Origin of the sequence: Wenzhouxiangella sp. 15190, from assembly GCF_003417465.1 — a bacterium.
GTDB lineage: Bacteria > Pseudomonadota > Gammaproteobacteria > Xanthomonadales > Wenzhouxiangellaceae > Wenzhouxiangella.
In genome coordinates this window covers 15,333-37,664 of record NZ_QVMV01000006.1, presented here as the reverse complement: position 1 = coordinate 37,664, position 22,332 = coordinate 15,333, and the positions used below count along the sequence as shown (strand labels likewise).

Here is a 22,332-nt window from a genome sequence, read left to right as displayed (position 1 = left end):
CGCATACTGCTCCTGTCCGCCTACCGCTCCGACAGCCACGCCGCCTGGGTGGACTGGTTGGTCACCCATATCGAAGGTATCGACTGGACCGTGCGGGAATTGCCGGACCGGCACTTCGCCTGGCGCATCCGTGGCAACCCCCTGAGCTGGCTCGACGACATGCCGGCCGAACCGCCCGATCGTGTACTGGCCACCTCGATGGTCGACCTGGCCACCCTGCGCGGCCTTCATCCGCAGCTGACCGACGCGCCAACGATTTACTACTTCCACGAAAACCAGCTCGCCTACCCGGTCAGCCGCAACCAGGTCAGGACCATCGAGCACGCCATCGTGCAGATCTACGGTGCCCTGGCGGCCGACGAACTGCTGTTCAACTCCGACTACAACCGACGGACCTTTCTCGAGGGTGTTGGGCAATTCGCCGACAAGATGCCCGATCGCGCACCACGCGACCTCGCCGACCGGCTGGCGCCGAAGTGCCGCGTGCTGCCGGTTCCGGTCGAGCCCGTGCCGGCGGCCGGCAATCGCGACCGACGGCTAATCGTGTGGAATCACCGCTGGGAGTACGACAAGCGGCCTGAATTGTTTGCCGAAGCCGTCTGCCGCCTAGCCAACGAAGGCGTCGATTTCCGGCTCGCCCTGCTGGGCAAACGCCCACGCAGAACACCCGCCGCACTCGCGCGGATCCGGAAGGAACTGGGTGAGCACATCGTGGCCGACGGCCTGCTGCCGCGAACGGACTATCGCGCCCTGCTCGGCCACGCCGGCATCGTGGTCAGCACCGCTGCGCACGAATTCCAGGGGCTGTCCATGCTCGAAGCCGTCAGTGCCGGCGCGATTCCCGTCGTGCCGGACGCGCTGTGCTATCCGGAACAGTACCCTGACCGCTTTCGCTACCCGGCCGATGACATCGAAGGGCTCGTCTCTCGGCTGCACGCCATTCTATGCGACGAGCAGAGCAAAGCGCCCGACGTGAGCCGCTGGACCAGCCGGAATCTCACGCAACTCTGGCGCGACGCGCTTAATGCATGATCCTACTCAGTCCGTGTTGTCGGACGAAGCCGGCACTTCCTCGAGCATGTCGACATAAGCCACCTCGACCAGGTCCTCTTTGGCAATTTGCAGCCGCTCCATCAGGAACCGCGCCTCCGCCTCGCCGGTCGCAGACGACTCCTTGTCGGAAAGCACAACTTCAAGCTCCATAAAGTCACCCAGTCCCTCGACGCGGTCAAGGTGAATCCGTGATCGGCCGGCCAGATAGAGCTCGCGCTGCTTGCGCACCCGCCCGGTAACACCCAGTGCCTCCGCCAGCACCGCGCGCAGGCCCTCAGGATCTTCGGTGGGTGTTATGCGATATTCCGAGTGGCCCGGCCCGGCCTGATCCGGTCGCCGGTAGAAGATCAGTTCGCCGTTTCCGTTACCGAAATCGCGCAGCTTCAGGCGACCGCTCTTGCAAGCAAAGAAAGTGTCGTCCTGTTTGATGGTCCAGGGGCCCTCCTCGGCCACGCTTGAAATGCGCCTGGCCATTTGACCCGGATCGGCCACGCGGGCCTTGATCTCGATGTTTCTGGCCATGCCGGTCAGGACCCTTTTTCCGGGCTCGGGTCCTCGATCAACTCGCGATGCACCCGTACGGCCGTATTGCGTGGTCGGATCGGCCGGTCGTCGGCTTCCAGGCGCGCCCGGCAAATGGAGGCGCCGAAGAGCAGAATCAACGAGGAGTAGTTGACCCAGAGCAACAGGAGCACGAGCGAACCGGCCGCCCCATAGGCCGAGGCCGCCGCGGTGTTGGCCAGGTACCAGGCAATCAGTGACCGCCCCAGCGTGAACAGCGAGGCCGCGATGAACGCCCCGGCCAGCACCTCGGACCAGCGCAGCGCCACATCCGGGAGGATTCGGAAGATCGCCGCGAACAACATCGTGACCACCAACAAGGACAACAGGACTTCGAGGCCGAGCATGGCCCAGCCGGGAACGGGCAGCCACTGTTCGGCATACATCATCACGGCACGAACCACGACGCTGAGCAGCAGTGACACGAGCAGGACGAAGCCGATCGCCAGCACGATGGTCAGCGACAGCACGCGCGTCTTGATAAACAGCCAGATGCTGTTGCGCGACGGCCGCGGCGCCACGTCCCAGATCTGGTTGAGTGACTTCTGCATCTGGGCAAAGACGGTCGTCGCGCCCACTGCGGTGGCCGCGATACCCGCCACGGTCGGCCACAAGCCGCCGCCCTCGATCTGGGAGTTCTGGATGGCGGTCTCGACCGCACCCGTGGCCTGAGAGCCGAGCACGGCCTCGATTTGGCTCATCAGCTCGGCTCTGGCGGTTTCCTCCCCCAGCACCAGGCCCGCCAGGGCAACGATCACGATCATGACCGGCGCGATCGAAAAGACCGTGAAGAACGCCAGGGCCGCGGCATAGATGAAGGCCTGGCTCTGGACCCAATTCTGGCCGGCGGACGCAAAGATCCCCAGCCAGCGTTTCACCGGCGCGGGAATGTGCTTGCGGACCGTCTCCAACATGTCTGGAAGCATACCCGATGACGGTAGACCGCCGGACACGTCGAACAGGACGGTCGACTCATCGATCGCTGGCCAGACCGACTCGACACGCCGGCCAAGCGCGTCGCTCTCGGCAGCCACTGACTTGCCGTGCCCAACAGGCAGGCGCAAAATGTCGAAAACGTGAAAAGAGGGACCCACCATGATCGATGCACCCGTCTCCCTTCCGCCGGTGCACTTCTGGATCATTGCCGTGATTGCCGTACTCTGGAATGCCGTTGGCGCGTTCGACTTCATCGCCACCCAGATGCGGCTGGAATCCTACATGTCGGCTTTCACTGAAGAGCAACTGGCGTACTTTTACGGAATACCCGCCTGGGCGGTCGCCACCTGGGGCATTGCTATTGTCAGCGCCCTGTTGGGGTCGGTCGCCATGCTACTGCGACTGCGCAGGGCTTACGAGCTGTTCATCATCTCGTTTATCGCCATGCTGATGACGTCATTCCAGAACTTCGTGCTCTCCAACGGCGCCGAGATCATGGGTGCCGCCGGGCTCATCTTCTCGGGCGTGATCGTCGCCATCGGAATTTTCCTGATCTTCTACAACCGCGCCATGCTCCAACGCGGCGTTCTCCGCTAGAAACCACGGAATAACTAATTCGTGAGCGCCTTTGTCAAATGCCCGCGCCATTCCGTTTCTAACATTTGAATTTCTGTCATTCGAATTTGTTTGATATTTGGTGCTTCGAATTTGGAATTTCGCACACATAATCCTTGCCCGAAGCACGAGCCTGTACAGCCTTATTCCAAGTCAACTCAAAGCCCCAGATCCTCCCACCGCAGCGGTTCACCGACCGGTGCGGGATCGGGGTCGATAATCCGGTCATCACCAGGTTGGCCGCTTCCATCGAGTATCTCGTTGACGCTATCCAAGGCCCGCCAGCCATAGGGCAGCAGCGGCACGTAGCGCCCGGCCACGCCGGGCGCGCCCAGTAGCACATCGAAGTGCTGAGCCTTTTCGACTTCCCAATAGGTCAGATTGCCGCCGTTCTCACGAGCCTGCTCGACCCATGGGCGGCTGCTGAAAGCTGGCGGAATCAGACCGTCGTCGGCGCCGTGGATCACAATCACCGGTGCGTCACCCGGCAGGCGGGCCGAAGCCCGCGTGGCCTCGACGGCTTCGTGGAGTCGGCGCGCTTCACTGCCCTTGCCGGTCCACAGATGGCGCAGGCATCTCAGTGCCGGCAGCTGCTTGTCCTGGCTTTCCTCACCTGAATCCGTCAACACGATACCAGCGCCCGCACCGATGCCCGAATGCAGTGCCCACCAGCCGTTGCGCTGGGCCGCGGTGGCTCCGGGCGCGCTGTATGCGAAGCCGCAGGGCATGTCGAAAGGCCCGCGTTGCAGATAGGCCGAAGCGTAACTGGCGGCGACCGTGCGCCAGAGATCCAGAGCCACATTGACGGCCGACTGGCGAAGCGCGGCCGCCTCGAATCCCAACGCCTCAAGACGCGCTCGCGCCGTCTCCGAACCGGCCTCGTCCAGCAAATCGGCGCGAACCAGGGACGCACAGCGCACTTCGCCCATGGCCGCCTGCGTCGGGTTGCCCAGCGGCATATCATCGACCGCGTCGAGATTCGCCAGCAAGCAGGGCTGGTAGAGCGCCGCGGCCGTGGCGTAGTCATACAACGGCGGCGCATCGGGCGCGGTCACGTTCGGCGAGACGGCAACCACTGCGTCAAGCAGGCCGTCACCGTCCTGTTCGGCCGCACGCAGCACCGCGCCGCCACCATTCGACAGGCCAGCGGCAATCACGCGCGTGTTTTCAGCGGAGAATTCGCCGTCCAACTCGTCGGAGAGTACCCGGAGGCCAAACTCGGCCGCGCGCAGGACGTGCCGCCCCCAGTCGGCTTCCGGATGGTCGCCGGAATGGGCGTGCTTGAGCGCGACGGTCGCTTCATCGGCGTCATCCGATCGCGTCTCGACCTGAAAGCCCAGAGCGTTGTCCTGGCGACCGGCGACACGCGTTCCGTCCAGTGCCACGCCGGTCTCGGTCGAGTAGTCGTAGAAGTCCGTCCCGGCGCCCTTGTCCGTGTAGGCGACGGCGCAGCCGGCGGGCAGTGCCCAGGGGCCGGCCAGGGCGATGGCCCCATAAACGCCGCGCGAGCCCGACGCCGGGGCCACGACCAGGCAGGGCGAGTCGGCGTCGAAATCATCGGGCAACTGCAGCAACACACGGACCGGATGCGCGGCATCGGCCAGTGTGACGAAGGCCTGGAATTCACGACCGGGCACGGTCGGCAATTCTTCCAGCAGCCCGCCCAGACCGCCGGCCGGCGTGAATGACTGGATGCCGGTCCAGGACTTGTGGATGGCCATGCGGCGAAGCTCATCGGGTGTCGGCGCCGCCGGGTCAGCCGGCTGGGGCGGCATACCGGCCATTCCTTCCAGTCCCAGGCCGGCCGTGAGCAGATCGTCCCCATCGCGGTGTTCGGTGATCCGGACATCGAGTTCCGGGGCGACCTCTCGTCCGTCGGTGGCGGGTTCTTGGGCGGAATCACAGGCTGCCAGCAGCAGGCCGGCCAGAACGGCGGCGGTCAGTTTCAGTCGCATCTTCTTCTCTCGCCTTGAGGAGGGTTCGACTTGGAAACGACACTCTAGCAGGGCGCGCTCGGGCGAGCGCAATGGACTTTGGTACAGCAGCCGACCGCGAATGGCTTTGCTAGGCTTCAACCTGTAGACGACAAACTGTCCGGGAGTTCGTACCGACCATGAGCGATCGCACCCTGCGCATCCTGATCACCGGAGCCGGCAGCGGCATCGGTGCCGGCATCGCATACCACCTGTCACAGGCCGGTCACAGCATACTCGCCACCGATCTCGACGCCCGCGCCGCCGAGGTCACCGCCGAAAAGATCAACGGAGCTGGCGGCCATGCAAGTGGCTACGCCGTGGACGTCACGCGCGACGAGGAAGTCGAACGCCTGGTTGCGGAACTGGACGGCCCCGTCGACGTACTCGTCAACAACGCCGGGCTGCAGCATGTCGCGCGCCTGGAAGATTTTCCCATGGACAAGTGGGATCAGCTCGTTCAGGTCATGCTCACGGGCACCGCCCGCCTGACCCGCGCCCTGCTGCCGGGCATGCGCGAGCAGGGTTTCGGCCGCATCGTCAACATCGGCTCCATTCATTCCCTGGTTGCCAGCCCGTTCAAGAGTGCCTACGTCGCGGCCAAGCACGGCTTGACCGGCTTCTCCAAGGTGCTGGCGCTGGAAACGGCCGATACCGACATCACCATCAACACCGTCTGCCCGACCTACGTCAAGACGCCGCTGGTGGAAAAGCAGATCGCCGACCAGGCAAAAACCCACGGCATCTCCGAGGACAGAGTGGTCGACGAAATTATGCTCAAGCCCATGCCCAAGGGGGTGTTCATTTCATTCGAGGAACTGGCCGGCATCTGCGCCTTCCTGGTGGGACCGACGGCTCGCAATATCACCGGCCAGTGCATCGTCGTCGACGGTGGCTGGACGGTGCAATAGCGGTTGGAAACCCCTAACATCGGCATCATGGCTACGCGCGTGCTCATTGCCGACGACCACCCGCTTTTCCGGGGCGCCCTGGTGCAGGCGCTCGGCGCCTGCCTGGACGATGTCGAGATTCTCGAGGCCCGGGACCTGCCCGAAACTGCTTCCCTGCTCGAGGAACACGAAGACATCGACCTGGTGCTGCTCGACCTGCACATGCCCGGCAGCCATGGCCTGGCCGGCCTGGCCTCGATTCGCTGCCATCATCCGGCCGTCGCCGTCGTGGTGGTGTCGGCCAACGAGGACCCCCGCGTGATCCGGCGCGTACTCGACCATGGCGCCGCCGGCTTCATCCCCAAAAGCTCCGGGCTGGACGACATGACGACTGCGCTCAACGCCGTATTCGGCTGTCGCGAATGGGTGCCGCCGCACCTCGAGCGGGCCGTCGCCGATCTGGACTCCAACGACGAGGATCTGGTGCTGGCCGAACACATCGCCGCCCTCACGCCCCAGCAGTTCCGCGTGCTGGCCTTGGTCGCCGACGGCTGGCTCAACAAGCAGATCGCCGACGAACTGGGCATCCAGGAACGCACCGTCAAGGCACACATGAGCGAAATCCTGCAGAAACTGGACGTTCGCAACCGTACCCAGGCCGGCGTGGCCCTCAGGCGCCTGGAGTTGGTCGACCCGGCCTCGCGCCTGGCCTGATCAAGGAGACTCGAAGCGGTCTGTGTGGATCAGATCGGTCATGGCTTGGGCCGTATCTGAATCTTCGATTGTTTGCGATGATGGTCCCGTCGCTGCTGCTTTCGCGGTATTGGTGAAGCTGCCGGCATCGACGTCCGCCTGAACCACCTCATCGGCCGCTTCGCACGTCATGGTCTCGCCCGGCATGAGTCCTGCCACGTGGCAGACCGTTCACGCCCTGCTCCGGGCCCGCTGTAACGATGCTGCGGCACCGTCCGGGCTCACTGCAGAGGGCCATTCCACGCCTGAGTGAGTTTGCCAAAGAGTCTGCCAGGAGCTACTCCGTAGTTCTACATAGTTGCAATTGCATCGACATTTGTGACATTTTCGTTACGAGGGGGGCTTGATCGAAAAAACTTCGAAAAACGATGGGAGGAATACCGATGAAAGAATCTCAACCCAGGTTGAGCGTGTTTGCGGCGGCCTTTGCTACCGCGCTGCCCGCCATGGTCGCGGGCACTGCGAGCGCGCAGGAAACCGAGGAGTCGACCGCACTCGATCGCGTCGAGGTCACAGGCACACGCATAAAACGAACAGGCTTGGAAGGACCGGCACCGGTAACGGTGATCGACCGCGAAGAGATCGAACGTTCCGGACATACCCGAGTCGGCGATCTCCTTCAGGAGATGTCGGCTTCGGGATCGGCCATCAACACCGCCTTCAATTCGCCCGACCAGGGCGGCGACGGCGGCGTGCGCGTGTCACTACGGAATCTCGGCCCCGAGCGCACCCTTGTATTGGTCAACGGGCGCCGCTGGGTCAAAGCAACCACGCAAGCCGGGGTGGCCAACGCCGCCGACCTGAGCACCATTCCCGCCGCCGCCGTGGAGCGGATCGAGGTCCTGACCGGCGGCGCTTCCTCGGTTTATGGTTCGGACGCCATCGCCGGGGTGGTCAACATCATCACCCGCGATGATTTTTCCGGCACCTCGGCAAGCGCCCAGTACGGCCAGACCAGTGAAGGCGACGGCGAGGAGGAAGCCTACAGCTTTACTATCGGCCGCGGGGACGACCAAAGCAATGTATTGGTTAATCTCAGCTACACCAAGCAGGAAGAAATCATGGCGGCCGACCGCAAGATCTCGCGCGTGCCGCAGTTCGGTGCCGACATCTTCGGCGGGCCGATCAGCCGCGGCTCCTCGGCAACGCCCGAAGGTCGCTTTTTATTCGCGAACCCCGAAACTGGCGAGGAATTCGACCTCACGCGTGATCCGGGAACGGGCATGCCGTCCATCGGTGACTTCCGAGATTTCGACGGCACCGCCGACCGCTTCAACTTCGCACCCGACAACTACCTGCAGATTCCAATCGAGCAGACTTCGGCCTATATCCAGGCCACGCACGAGTTCTCGCCGCAGGTCCGCTTCTTCACCGAAGGGTTCTACAACCGGCGCGACTCCGTTCAACTGCAGGCACCGGTGCCCATTTTCCTAGGGTCGGCCGGCATCCTGCCGCTTGATGTCGGCGTGTCGGCGGACAACCCCTACAACCCATTCGGCATCGATCTTGACCCACGCGAGAATTTGACCCTTATCGGCCGCCGATTCGTCGAGGCCGGTACGCGCAATTACAACGGCGAGGTCGACACCTGGCGCTGGACTGGCGGTTTCGACGGCAGCTTCGACGTAGCAGGCCGCCCATTCGACTGGGACGTCTCATACACTTATTCCCGCTCGGAGCGTAATGCCTCGATCGAGAACCTGCTCAATCACGATCGGCTGGCCCGGGCTCTGGGCCCGGCCGACCAGTGCACCGGCGAGTGCGTGCCGTTCAACATCTTCGGCGGCCAGCAGAACACCGGTACGGCTCCCGGCAGCGGCGGCTCGATCACGCAGGAAATGGTCGATTACGTCACCTACACGGCGCTGGAGCAAAACGAGCAGGAGATGCACAACTGGCTCGCCAACATCAGCGGCAGTATCGTCGAACTGCCGGCCGGGCCGCTGTCCTTCGCTGCCGGCTTCGAAAAGCGTCGCGAATTTGCTGCCGACACACCCGACCCTCTGGCCCAGGCCGGCTCCGGCGCGTCCAGCGTCAGCGGGGGTCAGCGCTCGCCCACTTCCGGTCGACTCAACCTGGAAGCCTGGTACGCGGAGGTCAATGTTCCGCTGCTGGCCGGCGCCCCGGGCGCCGAACTACTCGAACTCGATGCGTCAATCCGCTCATCGGACTTCGAGCGGCTCGGTTCGGACACCACTACCCGGGTCGGGGTACGCTGGCGACCCTACGAGGACATGTTGTTGCGGGCAAGCTTCTCCGAAGGCTTCCGGGCGCCCGGCGTCCAGGAGCTGTTCGGCGGTCTCGGCGTCGCCGACCCCGAGTTGAATGACCCGTGCTCCAACTTCCTCGACAGCGGCGTACCCCAGGAAGTGATCGACAACTGCATCGATCAGGGCGTGCCCGCAGACGGCAGCTTTGAGCAGATCAACACGCAAATTCGCATCACCACCGGCGGCAACCCGGATCTGGAACCGGAAACTTCCGATTCCTTCACCGTCGGCGCTGCCTGGAGCCCGCAAGCCGTGCCGGGCCTGAACATGGCAATCGACTACTACGACATCGAGCTGGAGAACTCGATTACCTCGATTGGTGCCCAGAGCATTCTCGATGCTTGTGCATTCTCGTCGCGGCTTTGCGACCTGATCGAGCGCTCGTCGTCGGGCGAAGTATCCCGACTGCTCGACACCCAGGTGAATATCGGCGGCACGAAAACCGCCGGCGTCGACTGGTCGATTGACTATACCTTCAGCGATCTGCCCTGGGGGGTCTTGCGCTCGGTCTGGCGCGGAACCTACGTCTCGGAGTTCGAGGAGTCTGTTCCTGATTTTGGCGATCCCGATGCGGCCGAAGAAACACGTGACCTGCTCGGTACGCTGTTGCCCGGCCAGCCTGACCGCAGCTTCCCGGAGTGGCGGAGCAACCTGGACCTGATCTGGACCATGAGCAACTGGGAAGCCGTCTGGAATGTCCAGTACATCCACAACTACACCGAACCTTGTAGCGACGGGCTCTCGCCGAGCTTTGTGGAATTGGGCCTGTGCTCCAACCCGGACCCGGACAATCCAACCAACAAACTGGGATCGGTGGTCTACAACGATGTTCAATTGTCGTACTACTTCGACCAGATGGACTTTGGAAACGCCAAATTTACCCTTGGCTTGGACAACGTCTTCGATCGTGATCCGCCGGTGTCGATGTCGGCCTTCGCCAACAGCTTCGATGCCACTCAGCATCGCATTCCCGGGCAGTTCTACTATGCTCGGGTCAATGTCGATTTCTGACGAACTCGGCTGAAGTTGACTGAAACGGCCCGCAGGCACATCACCTGCGGGCCGCTCTTTTTATAGAATATCCAACCCCTTGCGCAAGTAGCCTGAGCATCATATGCCGGAACCTCCCCAACTCAATGTGACACCGGCTTTCGCGGCCCCTATGGTCGAGACACGCCATCCCGATCCCGATTCCCTGAACCGGGCGCTGAAGGCGCTGTTTCTCGAACGCGAAGGAGCGCAGATCGAACCAAAGCCGAAGACCCCCACGCTCAAGCACAACGTGTTCGAGTCGGAGTTCAGCCTCTTTAGCTGGCCCGACGACTGCGTTCAGACTTTGAAACAATTCGTGGTCGGCAGTGTCATCCGCGTGGTTCAGAACCTCAACGGCTACAGCGACGAACAGATGCAACAGCTACGGGTTTCCAACCACACCTGGTTTCATATCACCCGCGAAGCCGGCTATGCATCGGTCCATAATCATCCGATGGCATCCTGGTCGAGCATCTACTGCGTGTCACCCGGTGACGATGAAGGGGCCAGGAACCCCGACAACGGAGTGCTCCGCTTCCTGGACGCGCGCCCCGCATCGAGCATGTACCTTGATCCCGGCAACATGCGGATGCGCCGGCCTTACGGACACGGTTCGATCAACTACCGGCTCGAGGCCGGGCAGCTGATCGTTTTCCCTTCCCACTTAATGCACGAAGTCGCGCCCTACCACGGCAGGAGCGAACGAATCACCGTGGCATCCAACTTCTGGTTTCAGGCCGCCTGATCTACAGGCCAGAACGGCCCGATAGCGTATCCCTGCTCAGAGCCTGGGCAGGATTCGCCAGAAAGCGTCGACGCAGGTCGCGCCCAGGTGCTTGCAGCGATCCGGCGACCAGCCGATTTCCGGCATGGGCAGGTCGGCATTGTCCTTGAACGGCATTTCCAGAGTCATGGCCAGGCAATCGAAGGTCTCGGCCATGTAATCGGTATTCTTCTTCAGGTCCGAGCTGTTGGGCGCGCCGACCTCGTAGCCGTGCTCTGTCTGGAAATCGGGACTGAGTTCGGCCAGTAGGTTCTTGAAGCGATCGAGCTGGTCCTGCTTGCGCTCGTTCCAGGACGGCGTACCTTCGGCACCGGCAATGAAGTTGTAGGGCAACGCCTCGTCACCGTGCACGTCGAAGGCCATGTCCACGCCGATAGCGTGCATCATCTGCCGCGTGAAGAACACCTCGGGGGATTCTTCCTCGGACGGTTCGGCCCATTCACGGTTGAGGTTGCGTCCCTTCGCGTTACAGCGCAGGTGCCCGCGAACGGCGCCGTCCAGGCACATGTTAGGCACGAGGTAGATCACCGCATGCTCGAGCAATTGTCTTGAAACCGGCTCTTCGGGATCGAGCAGCCGCTCCAGAAAGCCCTCGACCCACCATTCGGCCATGGTTTCGCCGGGATGCTGGCGTGCGATGACCCAGATCGTCTTGCGCTGCTTGCTCGGCTCGCCGATTCGCAACATGGTATGAGGACGACCGTCAGGCGTGGTGCAAAGCACCTCCGCGCTCACCCTTTCGTCGGCCAGGGCGGAGACAATCAGCTGCTCGTGCTCGTGCTGCGTGTATGGGGCGAAGTAGGCGTAATAGACGATGTCGCTGTCGGGTTTGTGCTTGATAACAAGCTGCTTGCCGTCGAATTCGGTGGGTACCCGGAACCAGTTGATGCGATCGGTGCTGGCCACGGCCTCGTAGTTCTCGAAACCGTCGACGTAGGACACCTCTCCGGCATTCTCGATGGCCATCCGGCAGTGCGTGTCACGCGCCCCGGAAAGCTGGAAATGGAACCATTGCATGTGCTCGCCACCAGCGTCAGGGCGAATCTTCAGGCGGATATTGTCCGGGCTTTCGGCATCGAGTACCTCGATGTTGCCGCTGTCGAAGTTGGAATGGATGTGCATGACTTTGCTCGGGTTAGGGGTTGCAGTAGTCAGTAGTCTGTACTCGGTAGTCAGTAATCAGGGTCAATGGTCGGGCCACAGATCACAGACAACCGACCACAACAGAATTTTATCCCAAGCGTCAAACCGCTTCCTCCCCCTCCGTCCAGCCGAAGACCGCTTCGGCCAGGCGGGCAAACTCGCCGGCCAGGGGGGCCGTCACTTCAAGCCGACCTTCACGGGGGTGATCGAATTCGAGCCGGCTCGCGTGTAACAGCATGCGGTGACAATGCAGGTGTTCTCGAAACAGACGATTGTGCCGGCCATCGCCATAGGTCGTGTCGCCGATCAGATGATGCGAGATATGCTTGAAATGCCTGCGAATCTGGTGGCGCCGTCCCGTTTCGGGGCGGGCCTCCACCAGCGAATAGCGCGCCGTCTCGAAGCCACCGACTGGAACCGGCAGTTCACAGGTAGCCAGGCGCCGATAATGCGTTCTTGCCTCGCGTGCCTCCGCACGCTCGTGCCGCGCAACGGGGTGATCGATCGTGCCGGCCTCGTCCGTCCAGCCGCGCACCACGGCCAGGTAGCGCTTGTCGACATGCCGATCCACGAAGGCCTGACCAAGCCGCCTGGCCGTTTCGGGATCGAGCGCGAAAAGCAGTACGCCGGAGGTGGCTCGATCAAGCCGGTGCACCGGCCAGACGCGCTTCCCCAGCTGGTCGCGCAGATTCTGCATCACGAATTCCCGGTCCGTGGCGATGTTGCTACGGTGCACCAGGATGCCCGGCGGTTTGGCGATGGCGCACAGCCAGTCGTCGCGAAAGAGAATATCGAAGGCCATTTCCGGCACTCAGCCGTGGCGCTCGGCGGCCCTGGCCAGGCGTTCGAGACTGTCGAGGAAGCGGCGCCGCTCTTCGGGCTCGAGCACTTCCAGCAGATCACGCTCATAGGCGAGGGCCGCCGGCACGATCGCCTCATGGATTTCCTCGCCCTCCCCGCTCAGATACAGCCGTTTGGCGCGTCGATCCGGATGGTTGTCGTGACGCTCGAGCCGGCCGGACTCGAGCAATCGACTGACCGCCCGGCTGACGGCGACCTTGTCCATTGCGGCGCGCTCGGCCACTTCGGTGGCCGTCACCCCGGGATAGCGGCCGACGATGGCGATCACCCGCCACTCCGTCACGCTCAGATCGAAGCGCTCCTGGTAAGTGCGGGCAATGCCGTTGCTGATCCGGTTGGAAAGCACGGACAGGCGATAGGGAAGGAATTCCTCGAGGTCGAGCATGGTCGAATCAGTGTCCGTCGGGCTTGAAAACAGTTACAAATGTAACTAATATCATGGGTATCCGGCAAGTTCATTGCCAATTTGTCCCGAGTATCGCCTTTCTTCGAAACGCACCAGTTTGCAAGGAGACCGAATCATGAGCCAGTCCCATCCCAATCCGCTTGGCGTCGAGCAGTTTGAATTCATCGAATTCGCCGCGCCCGAACCGGCGATGCTGCACGACCTGTTCAATCAACTCGGATTCACTGCCGTGGCGCGCCACAAGTCGCAGCCGGTCACCCTGTACCGCCAGGGCGACATGAACTTCCTGGTCAACGAGACCAGCGACTCCTTCGCCAGCGACTTCAGCGCCGCCCACGGCCCCTGCTGCACCGGCTTCGCCATGCGCGTGTCGGATTCGAAAGCCGCTTACGAAGCCGTCCGTGGCAAGGGCGCCAAGGATGTCGAGAACAAGCCCGACACCCTGCCGATCGACGTACCCTGCATCGAGGGCATCGGTGGTTCCGTGCTGTACCTGACCGAAGGCGAGCAGGACCTCGACAAGCACTTCGAATTCGACCCGGCGGTCGATCGCCATCCCGAAGGCATGGGCATGAACTTCATCGACCACCTCACGCACAACGTCTACAACGGCAACATGAAGCAGTGGTCGGACTTCTATGAAGACCTGTTCGGCTTTTTCCAGGTCAAGTACTTCGACATCAAGGGCAAGGCCACCGGCCTGAAGTCAAAGGCCATGACCGCGCCCAATGGCAAGATCGCCATCCCGATCAACGAATCGGAAGATCCCAAGAGCCAGATCAACGAGTATCTCGACGAATACAACGGTGAAGGCGTCCAGCACATCGCGCTCTACACCGACAACATCTACGAGACCGTCGAGGGGCTGCGCGAGAAAGGCGTGGACTTCCTCGACACACCCGACACCTACTATGACGCGATCGACGAGCGCATTCCGAACCATGGCGAAGACGTGGAACGCATGCGCAAGAACAAGATCCTGATCGACGCCGATCCCAACGATGCCGACAAGCAGTTGCTGCAGATCTTCACGAAGACCAACATCGGCCCGATCTTCTTCGAGATCATCCAGCGCAAGGGCAACGAAGGCTTCGGCGAGGGCAACTTCACGGCCCTGTTCGAGGCGATCGAGCGCGACCAGGAAAAGCGCGGCGTGCTTTGAGCAAGAAAATAGAAAATAGTGAATAGAAAATAGATTCCCCGCGGCCGGCCCGGGAATCTGCCAGTCGCCACTTGGTACTGCTTCTATTCACTATTTACTATTTACTATTTTCTAAACTTCCACCGAAAGCCAAAGCACGCTCTACAGCAAAGACCCAACCGGAGGCAGCAATGAAAAAGTGGATCAGCCATTCAAAAGTCGAAGGCAGGGCCAGCCGGCAGGCGCATACCAACCTGCCCGAGGGAACCTATGAGCGCGAGATGGGCAAGGAAGGTTTCTTCGGCCCGGCCGTGCACTTCTACCACACGCATATGCCCACCGGCTGGACCGATTTCGAAGGGCCGCTGCAGCCCCGCGCCTTCGATACGACCAAGCTCGACGATGGCTTGAATTCGCCGTGGCAGGCCGCCGAGCTGCTCAGCAACGCGCACTGCAAGTTCCGCTGCTGGCACTCCGACGGCAAGATGGACCACCTGGTCCGCAACGGCGACGGCGACGAGCTGCTGTTCATCCACGACGGTGCGGGCGAGCTGTTCTGCGACTTCGGCCACTTGAGCTTTCGCGACGGCGACTACATCATGCTGCCGCGCGGCACGATGTGGCGCATCGAGTCCGACGCACCGGTCGAGATGCTGCTCATCGAAGCGACCAACTCCAGCTACATGCTTCCGGAGAAAGGCCTGGTCGGCCCGCATGCCATCTTCGACCCGGCCATCCTCGACAGCCCGGAAATCGACGATGCCTTCCGCGACCAGCAGGGAGAGGACGAGTGGAAAGTCCACGTCAAGCGGCGCCAGCAGGTCTCGACCATCACCTATCCGTTCAACCCGCTGGATGCGGTCGGCTGGAAGGGTGATCTCATGCCGGTGCGCATCAACTGGCGCGACATCCGGCCGCTCATGAGCCATCGTTATCACCTGCCGCCGTCGGCGCACACCACCTTCGTGGCGCACCGCTTCGTCATCTGCACCTTCACGCCGCGTCCGTTCGAGTCCGACGAAGACGCGCTCAAGGTGCCGTTCTTCCACAACAACGATGACTACGACGAGGTACTGTTCTATCACGCCGGAAACTTCTTCTCGCGCGACAACATCCACCCCGGCATGATGACGCACCACCCCTGTGGCTTCACCCACGGCCCCCATCCCAAGGCGATGAACAATGCGTTCACGCCCAAGAAAGACAAGACCGAGGAAGTCGCCGTCATGCTCGACACCCGCGATGCACTCGATGTCACCGACGATGCCGAAAAGATCGAGTGGACGGGGTATGTGGATAGTTGGAAACCGAAGGATTAGAAAATAGAGAAAAGAAAATAGAAAATAGTTCGGCTTCGGGCGTTCTGTGGCATTGCGAAGGAATGACACCTTCGTCACGGCAAGCCGAAAGCATCCGTCAACAATAGATGGCACACCGTTTCCCCGAAAGCCCGCTTCTATTTACTATTTTCTATTCACTATTTTCTCGACCAAACCAGATCGCTAGCCGAAAAGCAGCCACACAAACGAACTTAGAGGCAACAACACATGAAATTGGCAACCCTCAAAGAAGGCGGACGCGACGGCACGTTGGTCGTCGTCAACCGCGACCTCACCCGGGCGGTCCTGGCCACGGACATCGCACCGACGCTCCAGACAGCCCTGGACGACTGGGACAGCGCCGCCCCACGGCTTGCCAGCCTGTTCGAGGACCTGATGAACGGCACGGCCGAGGGCAGCTTCGACCTGGATGTGCAGGCATTGGCCGCGCCGCTGCCGCGCTGCTTCCAGTTCGTCGACGGATCGGCCTACCTGCCGCACGTCGAGCGCGTACGCAAGGCGCGCGGTGCCGAGGTGCCGGAGAGCTTCTTCACCGACCCCCTGATGTACCAGGCCGTCTCCGACGGCTTCATGGGGCCCTACGACCCCATCACCATGGCCTCGACCGAGTGGGGCATCGATTTCGAATCCGAGATCGGCATCATTACCGACGACGTGCCGATGGGCGTCGATGCCGGCGAGGCCGCCGGGCACATCCAGCTGGTCACGATCCTCAACGACGTTTCACTGAGGAACCTGATCCCGGGCGAACTGGCCAAGGGCTTCGGCTTCCTGCAGTCCAAGCCGCGCTCGGCCCTGGCGCCGGTGGTGGTCACACCCGACGAGTTGGGCGACGCATGGCGGGACAGCAAGCTCGACCTGCCGCTCCTGACCCATCTCAACGGCGAGCTGTTCGGCGAACCGGAAGCCGGCGAGGACATGCAGTTTTCCTTCGCCGAACTGGTCGCCCATGCGGCCAAATCCCGTCCGCTGGCGGCCGGCTCACTGGTCGGTTCGGGCACCATCGCCAACCAGGACACCAGCCGCGGCGCCTCCTGCCTGGCGGAAAAGCGCATGCTCGAGATCATCGCCGGCGGCGAGCCGAAGACGCCGTTCATGCAGTTCGACGACGTCGTCCGCATCGAAATGAAAACGCGCGAAGGCGAGTCCATCTTCGGCGCCATCGAACAGAAGGTCGTGCGGTACGAAAGATGATTCTGTATTCGTATTGGCGCTCATCGGCGAGTTACCGGGTGCGCATGGCGCTCAACCTCAAGGGTATCGACCACGAGATCCGGCCCGTGCACCTGGTGCGCGGTGGTGGCGAGCAGTACGGGGGGGACTACACGGCGCTCAATCCGCAGCAGCTGGTGCCCACGATGGTCGACGGCGAGGTCGTGATCACCCAGTCGATGGCCATGCTCGAGTACCTCGAAGAGCTACATCCCCGGCCTGCCCTGTTGCCGACCGATTCCGTCGGGCGCGCCAGGGTGCGCGCCATTGCCCAGGCCATCGCCTGCGAGATTCACCCGCTCAACAACCTGCGCGTGCTCAAGTACCTGACCGGGCCGGCCGGCCTGGACGAGGACGCCAAGCTGGCCTGGTACCGGCACTGGACCGAAGCCGGCCTGGCCGCTGTCGAACGCATGCTCGACCATCCGCGCACCGGCCGTTTCTGCCACGGCGATGAACCGACACTCGCCGATTGTTGTCTGTTGCCACAGGTCTATAATGCCGAGAGGTTCGATTGTGATATCGAACCGCTCGAGCGCATTCGAAGCATCTGCGAAGAACTCAAGGCCATCGAGCCCGTTCGCAGGGCCATGCCGGAAAACCAGCCGGACGCGGCCTGATCCGCGTCCCCACCTGAAAACAGGAAGCCAGTGACCGACTTGATGATGACTAAACGTCTGCTTGCCGGCGCAGCATTGCTGACGCTGGTCGCCGCCTGCGCCACCACGCCCCCTGATCCTTCCATGCTCAACAACGCACGCGACGCGATTGAGCAGGCCGAGGCGGCGGATGCCGAGGAATATGCGCCGATCGAACTGCGCTACGCGCGCGAACGGCTGAATGGAGCTGCCCAGGCACTCGAGAACGATCGCCCCGACGACGCCCGGCGCCTGGCCGAGCAGGCCGAAATCGAAGCACAGCTGGCACTGGCCCGTACCCGGGCCGCGCTCGTCCGCGCGGAACTTCAGCGCAAGCAGGAAGATCTCGAACAGGTTCGCTCTGACCTGGTCGAGGTCTTCGGCGAGGAGGCCATCCAGCCATGATCTTCCTGCATCGAGCCATCCGCACAACCCTCGTGGTACTGATACTCGCCGCCCTAACCGCCTGCGCCACGCAGCAGCCCAGGGAAAATTCCGCACTGCGCAACCTGCAGAGCGATCTGGAGGAATTCCGGGCCAACACCGAATTGTCCGATCGCGTTCCGCTCGCGCTGTCGGATACCGAACGCGCCGTGCGCGCCGCCGGCGCGGAAGGCCTCTCGGAAGCCGAATTTTCACACCGGATCAAGCTGGCGGCCAAGCGCCTCGAGATCGCGCGCGCCGAGGCCTTCCGCGCCCAGGCGCGCGAGGAGATCGATGCCGTTGAAGCCGAACGGACGCGGCTTCTGCTGCGCGCCAGCCGGCTCGAAGTCCAGCAGGCACGTCGCGAAGCCGAGCGCGCCATATTGCAGAGCGAGGCGGCCAGCGAGGAAGTCGAACGCACTCGTCTCGAAGCCATGACTGCCGAGGATCTGCGCGAGGAAGCGGCCCGCCGCGAGCGCGAGGCGCGCGAGGAGGCCGAGGCCGCCCGTCGCCTGGCCGAGGCTCAGGCCAGCGAAATCGAACTCGCGCACCGGGAAGCCGAACTGGCTACCGAGGCCGCCGATTCCATGCGTCGACGCCTGGAATACCTGGAACTGCGCGAAACCGACCGCGGCGTGGTCGTCACCCTAGGCGACGTACTGTTCGACAGCGGCGAAACCACGCTCCAGCCGGAGGCGCGCGATCACCTCGACGACGTGGTCAGGCTGGTCGAGGGCGAGCCCGACAAGCAGATCCGCATTGAGGGTCACACCGACTCGACCGGCTCTTCCAGCGCCAACATGCGCATTTCACGCCTGCGCGCCGAGGCGGTGCGTGACGCCCTCGTCGAACAGGGTATCGACGCCGACCGCATCCAGGCCGTGGGCATGGGTGAAGACTTCCCGATTGCCAGCAATGAGTCCGCTGACGGCCGACGCAAGAACCGCCGTGTGGACGTGATTCTGTTGAACGACTGATGGATTCCGAGCTGGCCCTTGAACTCTGCGAGCGTCGGCGCTATAAAGTAATTGTGATGGTTGATTTTTCGAGCGCTTTGCTCGCAGCATCCAGCCGCCGCAGGGACGATTCTGAACCAGCGCACCCTGTAGCGCAGCATCTCATCCCCGAATTTCACACGGGCCGCCGCAGTGCGGCCCGTCGTTCTATGTGCGGGCGGAAGCGCTCGCATGCACTCACGGACCCAACAGAAGGAGTCTGCCCATGTTCGAGAATCAGAAGGATCAGGTGGAAGTCATGCTCAAGAACAATGATGAGTTCCGTCGACTCTACAACCAGCATCAGCAGCTCGAAAAACGGGTACTGGCCGCCGAAAACGGCACCGCGCCGATGGAAGATCTGGCCCTCAACGAGCTCAAGCGAGAAAAGCTCCGCACCAAGGACCAACTCACCCGCATGATGGAACAATCGCAGGCCGCCTGAATCCGGCCCAACTGATTCCCGCCAACGCCCGGCCGCCGCGCCGGGCGTTTGCATTGTCCCTTCCCGACTTTCCTTGCCCCCGCACCGCCACTTGGGCTATCGTGGCCGGCTGGCAACCCCATATGACCAGACCCCCGGGATGAACGTCTACAGCAATACCCTCGAATTGATCGGCAACACGCCGATCGTGCGCGTCAACAACCTGGATACCGGGCCCTGCGAGCTCTACCTCAAGCTCGAAAACCAGAACCCGGCCGGATCGATCAAGGACCGTATCGCCCTGAAGATGATCGAGGAGGCCGAGCGCCGCGGCGACCTCGTGCCAGGCGCCACGATCATCGAAGGCACCGCCGGCAATACCGGGCTGGGTCTCGCCCTGGTCGCCGCCCAGAAGGGCTACCGCCTGATTCTGGTCATTCCCGACAAGATGAGCCGGGAGAAGATTTCCAACCTCAAGGCCATGGGCGCGGAAGTGATCATCACCCGCTCCGACGTCGGCAAGGGTCATCCCGAGTATTACCAGGACCTGGCTGAAAAACTGGCCGGCGAGACGGAAAACAGTTATTTCATCAACCAGTTCGGTAATCCGGACAACCCCAAGGCTCACGAAGAAGACACCGCCCCGGAAATCATCCGACAGATGAACGGCGAACTCGATGCCCTAGTCCTCGGCGTCGGCTCCAGCGGGACGATCACGGGCCTCTCGCGCCACTTTGCCACAGCCGCACCCGAGCTCGAGCTCGTACTGGCCGACCCGGAAGGCTCGATCCTGGCCGACTACGTTGCCACCGGCAATGTGCGCGACGACGCCGGCGGCTGGATGGTCGAAGGCATCGGCGAGGACTTCCTGCCCTCAATCAGTGACTTCTCGCGCGTGCGCAAGGCCTACTCGATTTCCGACAAGGAGAGCTTCCTCACCGCACGTCTGCTACTCGAGAAGGAGGGGCTTTTCGGCGGCTCTTCGACCGGCACTCTGCTGGCGGCCGCGCTGAAATATTGCCGCGAGCAGACGGAACCAAAGAAAGTGCTCAGCTTCGTCTGCGACACCGGCAACAAGTACCTGTCGAAGATGTACAACGACACCTGGATGCGTGAGCAGGGCTTCCTGGACACCGACGAGCACGGCGACCTGCGCGATTTGATCGCGCGACCAGCCGCAACGCGCGATGCCATCACCGTGGGTCCCGACGAGCCGCTGTCGAACGCCTACAAGCGGATGAAACTCTACGACGTCTCGCAACTGCCGGTCATCGACGGCAAGCGCATCGTCGGCATCGTCGACGAATCAGATCTGCTGATGGCCGTCTACAGGCACGAAGACCATTTTTCAGAACCGGTTTCTTCCGCCATGGTCACCAAGCTCGAAGCGGTACAGGTCAACGACAGCATCGACGACCTGCTGCCGATCTTCAACCGCGACCTCGTCGCCATCGTGCTCGACGGCGAGGAGTTCATGGGCCTGATCACGCGAGTGGACCTGCTCAACTATCTGCGCCGGAGAGCGGACCGGTAGACGACCTAGCATACTACCTGCGCAGTCGTCCGTCGGGGATGTTACCCCGACCTACGCAGGCCTCGACAAAGCAACGAACAAGTCAACCAACGAGCAACGAACATGAGCAAACTAGCCACACGCGTCATCCACGCCGGCCAGTCACCGGACCCCTCGACCGGGGCCATCATGACCCCGATCTACACCACTTCGACCTATGTTCAGAAGAGCCCGGGTGACCACCAGGGCTTCGAGTACTCGCGCACGCACAATCCCACGCGAAAGGCCTGGGAAGCTTGCGTCGCCGATCTGGAAGGCGGCAGCCATGGTTTTGCCTTCGCCTCGGGCATGGCCGCGACCGACGCGCTCATGCATCTGCTCGAGCCGGGTGACCACGTACTGGCCATGCACGACCTTTACGGCGGCACATGGCGGTTGTTCGAGCGTGTGCGCCGCCGTTCCTCCGGGCTCGAATTCAGTTTTGCCGACCTGGCCGATACCGACGCCGCGCGCGCGGCGATCACCCAAAAGACGAAGATAATCTGGGTCGAAACGCCCACCAACCCGATGCTGCAGTTGGTCGACATCGCCGCAATGGCCGAACTGGCTCGCGAAACCGGAGCGCTGCTGGTCGTCGACAACACCTTTGCCACCCCCATGCTGCAGCAGCCGATCGCACTCGGCGCCGATATCGTGGTGCACTCGGTCACCAAGTACCTCAATGGCCACTCCGACATGGTCGGCGGTGCCGTCGTCGTCAAGGACGACAAGCTGGCCGAGGAGATCGCCTTCATCCAGAACTCAGCCGGCGGCGTGCAGGGACCGTTCGATTCCTTCTTGGTGATGCGCGGGGTCAAGACCCTGGCGCTGCGCATGAAGGCGCACTGCGAGAACGCCGGCCGTATCGCCGAGTGGCTGAGCGAGCACCCCAAGGTCGAAAAGGTCATCTATCCCGGTCTCGACAGCCACCCGCAAAAGGCCCTGGCCGAAAAGCAGATGCGTGGGTTCGGCGGCATGGTCAGCTTCGACATTGGTGGCGACCTCGAGCGCGCCCGGCGATTCCTGGAGAACACGCACCTGTTCGCCCTGGCCGAGTCGCTGGGCGGTGTCGAGTCATTGGTTAACCACCCGGCCATCATGACCCACGGGTCGGTTCCGAAGGAGAACCGCGACAAGCTCGGCATCACCGACACCCTGATCCGCCTGTCGGTGGGCATCGAGGACGTCGACGACCTGATCGAGGACCTCTCGACAGCGCTCGACCACGTGTAGCCAGCCGCGTGCTGTTCCGAAATCCCGTCAGGCCTTACGCCTTGGCGTGAACCCTCTCCCAGAGCGCTAGAATAACCACCAGATTTGAATGCCGAGG

21 protein-coding genes and 1 pseudogene are annotated in these 22,332 nt (G+C 62.5%); 15 read left to right on the top strand and 7 right to left on the bottom strand.

Annotation, left to right across the window (positions count from 1 at the left end; genetic code table 11):
* Nucleotides 1–3 precede the first annotated feature (3 nt).
* Nucleotides 4–1,032, top strand: a complete 1,029-nt coding sequence (locus DZK26_RS01055; protein ID WP_116898072.1) for a DUF3524 domain-containing protein — start codon at nucleotides 4–6, stop codon at nucleotides 1,030–1,032.
* A 6-nt stretch (nucleotides 1,033–1,038) separates the two neighbouring features.
* Here the strand turns inward: DZK26_RS01055 and DZK26_RS01050 are convergent, their stop codons facing one another.
* Both DZK26_RS01050 and DZK26_RS01045 read right to left on the bottom strand, forming a co-directional pair.
* Nucleotides 1,039–1,575: a class IV adenylate cyclase gene (locus DZK26_RS01050; RefSeq protein ID WP_116898041.1), complete on the bottom strand. Its 537-nt coding sequence runs from the start codon at nucleotides 1,573–1,575 to the stop codon at nucleotides 1,039–1,041.
* A 5-nt stretch (nucleotides 1,576–1,580) separates the two neighbouring features.
* Nucleotides 1,581–2,648 carry a YihY/virulence factor BrkB family protein gene (locus DZK26_RS01045; RefSeq protein ID WP_258870856.1) on the bottom strand — a complete coding sequence of 356 codons (1,068 nt, stop codon included), beginning with the start codon at nucleotides 2,646–2,648 and terminating at the stop codon, nucleotides 1,581–1,583.
* Nucleotides 2,649–2,709: 61 nt separating this feature from the next.
* On the opposite strand from DZK26_RS01045, the gene DZK26_RS01040 reads away from it, so the two are divergent.
* On the top strand, nucleotides 2,710–3,147 hold the full coding sequence (locus DZK26_RS01040; protein ID WP_116898040.1) for a hypothetical protein: 438 nt from the start codon (nucleotides 2,710–2,712) through the stop codon (nucleotides 3,145–3,147).
* 176 nt (nucleotides 3,148–3,323) lie between these two features.
* Here DZK26_RS01040 and DZK26_RS01035 read toward each other — a convergent pair whose 3' ends face one another.
* Complete coding sequence (locus DZK26_RS01035; RefSeq protein WP_116898039.1) at nucleotides 3,324–5,120, bottom strand: 3-hydroxybutyrate oligomer hydrolase family protein; 1,797 nt, start codon at nucleotides 5,118–5,120, stop codon at nucleotides 3,324–3,326.
* A 158-nt stretch (nucleotides 5,121–5,278) separates the two neighbouring features.
* On the opposite strand from DZK26_RS01035, the gene DZK26_RS01030 reads away from it, so the two are divergent.
* Nucleotides 5,279–6,049, top strand: coding sequence for a 3-hydroxybutyrate dehydrogenase (locus DZK26_RS01030; protein ID WP_116898038.1), 771 nt, complete (start codon nucleotides 5,279–5,281; stop codon nucleotides 6,047–6,049).
* A 27-nt stretch (nucleotides 6,050–6,076) separates the two neighbouring features.
* Nucleotides 6,077–6,742 carry a response regulator transcription factor gene (locus DZK26_RS01025; protein ID WP_116898070.1) on the top strand — a complete coding sequence of 222 codons (666 nt, stop codon included), beginning with the start codon at nucleotides 6,077–6,079 and terminating at the stop codon, nucleotides 6,740–6,742.
* On the opposite strand, the gene DZK26_RS01020 is transcribed toward DZK26_RS01025, so the two are convergent.
* On the bottom strand, nucleotides 6,743–6,928 hold the full coding sequence (locus DZK26_RS01020) for a hypothetical protein (protein ID WP_116898037.1): 186 nt from the start codon (nucleotides 6,926–6,928) through the stop codon (nucleotides 6,743–6,745).
* A gap of 236 nt (nucleotides 6,929–7,164) precedes the next feature.
* Here DZK26_RS01020 and DZK26_RS01015 point away from each other — a divergent pair, with 236 nt between their 5' ends.
* Nucleotides 7,165–10,062 (top strand): TonB-dependent receptor domain-containing protein, encoded by a 2,898-nt coding sequence (locus tag DZK26_RS01015; RefSeq protein ID WP_181918368.1) that lies wholly within the window; start codon nucleotides 7,165–7,167, stop codon nucleotides 10,060–10,062.
* Between the two features lie 103 nt (nucleotides 10,063–10,165).
* The gene (locus tag DZK26_RS01010; RefSeq protein WP_116898035.1) at nucleotides 10,166–10,828 is read left to right on the top strand and encodes a putative 2OG-Fe(II) oxygenase; all 663 of its coding nucleotides are present in this window, start codon (nucleotides 10,166–10,168) and stop codon (nucleotides 10,826–10,828) included.
* Between the two features lie 36 nt (nucleotides 10,829–10,864).
* Here the strand turns inward: DZK26_RS01010 and DZK26_RS01005 are convergent, their stop codons facing one another.
* The 3 genes from DZK26_RS01005 to DZK26_RS00995 form a co-directional block, all read right to left on the bottom strand.
* On the bottom strand, nucleotides 10,865–11,989 hold the full coding sequence (locus DZK26_RS01005; RefSeq protein ID WP_116898034.1) for a M14-type cytosolic carboxypeptidase: 1,125 nt from the start codon (nucleotides 11,987–11,989) through the stop codon (nucleotides 10,865–10,867).
* 121 nt (nucleotides 11,990–12,110) lie between these two features.
* Nucleotides 12,111–12,812: a pseudouridine synthase gene (locus tag DZK26_RS01000; protein WP_116898069.1), complete on the bottom strand. Its 702-nt coding sequence runs from the start codon at nucleotides 12,810–12,812 to the stop codon at nucleotides 12,111–12,113.
* Nucleotides 12,813–12,821: 9 nt separating this feature from the next.
* On the bottom strand, nucleotides 12,822–13,256 hold the full coding sequence (locus DZK26_RS00995; protein ID WP_116898033.1) for a MarR family winged helix-turn-helix transcriptional regulator: 435 nt from the start codon (nucleotides 13,254–13,256) through the stop codon (nucleotides 12,822–12,824).
* A 136-nt stretch (nucleotides 13,257–13,392) separates the two neighbouring features.
* On the opposite strand from DZK26_RS00995, the gene hppD reads away from it, so the two are divergent.
* From hppD to DZK26_RS00950, 9 genes and pseudogenes are all read left to right on the top strand, one after another.
* Nucleotides 13,393–14,439 (top strand): 4-hydroxyphenylpyruvate dioxygenase, encoded by a 1,047-nt coding sequence (hppD, locus tag DZK26_RS00990; protein ID WP_116898032.1) that lies wholly within the window; start codon nucleotides 13,393–13,395, stop codon nucleotides 14,437–14,439.
* A 170-nt stretch (nucleotides 14,440–14,609) separates the two neighbouring features.
* Nucleotides 14,610–15,737 carry a homogentisate 1,2-dioxygenase gene (locus DZK26_RS00985; protein ID WP_116898031.1) on the top strand — a complete coding sequence of 376 codons (1,128 nt, stop codon included), beginning with the start codon at nucleotides 14,610–14,612 and terminating at the stop codon, nucleotides 15,735–15,737.
* Nucleotides 15,738–15,965: 228 nt separating this feature from the next.
* The gene (locus DZK26_RS00980; protein ID WP_116898030.1) at nucleotides 15,966–16,952 is read left to right on the top strand and encodes a fumarylacetoacetate hydrolase family protein; all 987 of its coding nucleotides are present in this window, start codon (nucleotides 15,966–15,968) and stop codon (nucleotides 16,950–16,952) included.
* Entirely contained in the window at nucleotides 16,949–17,590 is a 642-nt protein-coding gene (maiA, locus tag DZK26_RS00975) for a maleylacetoacetate isomerase (RefSeq protein ID WP_116898029.1), read from the top strand. The genes DZK26_RS00980 and maiA overlap by 4 nt, the downstream gene beginning before the upstream one ends.
* A gap of 45 nt (nucleotides 17,591–17,635) precedes the next feature.
* A complete protein-coding gene (locus DZK26_RS00970; protein ID WP_181935603.1) occupies nucleotides 17,636–18,013 on the top strand; it encodes a DUF4398 domain-containing protein in 378 nt (125 codons plus the stop codon).
* Nucleotides 18,010–19,008 (top strand): OmpA family protein, encoded by a 999-nt coding sequence (locus tag DZK26_RS00965; RefSeq protein WP_116898027.1) that lies wholly within the window; start codon nucleotides 18,010–18,012, stop codon nucleotides 19,006–19,008. Before DZK26_RS00970 ends, DZK26_RS00965 begins: the two co-directional genes overlap by 4 nt.
* A gap of 244 nt (nucleotides 19,009–19,252) precedes the next feature.
* Nucleotides 19,253–19,471 (top strand): YdcH family protein, encoded by a 219-nt coding sequence (locus tag DZK26_RS00960; RefSeq protein ID WP_116898026.1) that lies wholly within the window; start codon nucleotides 19,253–19,255, stop codon nucleotides 19,469–19,471.
* A 139-nt stretch (nucleotides 19,472–19,610) separates the two neighbouring features.
* Nucleotides 19,611–20,984, top strand: coding sequence for a pyridoxal-phosphate dependent enzyme (locus DZK26_RS00955; protein WP_116898025.1), 1,374 nt, complete (start codon nucleotides 19,611–19,613; stop codon nucleotides 20,982–20,984).
* 99 nt (nucleotides 20,985–21,083) lie between these two features.
* A pseudogene (locus DZK26_RS00950) lies at nucleotides 21,084–22,235 on the top strand (cystathionine gamma-synthase); the annotation flags it as partial.
* Nucleotides 22,236–22,332: the final 97 nt, after the last annotated feature.